Below are 554 nucleotides of genomic sequence, written 5' to 3' on the forward strand. Positions count from 1 at the left end.
AACATCAAGGGCAATAACTCGGGCAAGAGATCGGGGCGGATAGGTCCAATTACCTTTAAGAGTTCGTTCCAATGGCTAAATCTCTCGTCCTTACTCTCTGTTTTTAACTGCGTCTTATAGATTAGATCAAACTTACAAGGTCTAATCTTGTGCTGGGCGTTGTCATTGATAGCAAAGTATCTTTCTCCCACTTTGGGGTCTACAATTCTAAAAACCTGTCTTTGCGTGAAATAATGGCTAATCAGAGAGACGGCTAGCTCAAAGATGAGTTTGTCCATGTCATCGCTCACCTTTAAGAAGTGTTGCAAGCCCATTAATCCACTCTCGCGTCTTTGCGCAATGGCTATCCCACTCTGGCGGTTATGCGCCATGCCCAAACTCTCATCATTGAGTCCAGCCAACACCTTTAATAGCTGGCGTTTCTGCTCAGCCTTAGTGCTCAATGCGGCGATGTCGGCTTGGTTGTTCATGAATTGAATCTTGCCCTCTTTGAGCGCGCCCGGGCGCACTTTCACAATGGCGTTATCTAAAGCCATTTGTTCTATAAACTCATC

The 554-nt window shown here is 45.7% G+C and carries 1 protein-coding gene; it reads right to left on the reverse strand.

All coding sequences use genetic code 11. The features are described from left to right. Nucleotides 1–554, reverse strand: a 554-nt coding sequence (locus EAO33_RS08905) for a portal protein (RefSeq protein ID WP_456237265.1), incomplete at both ends; no start/stop codon positions are given.

Source organism: Helicobacter labacensis, assembly GCF_003660285.1.
Classification (GTDB): domain Bacteria; phylum Campylobacterota; class Campylobacteria; order Campylobacterales; family Helicobacteraceae; genus Helicobacter; species Helicobacter labacensis.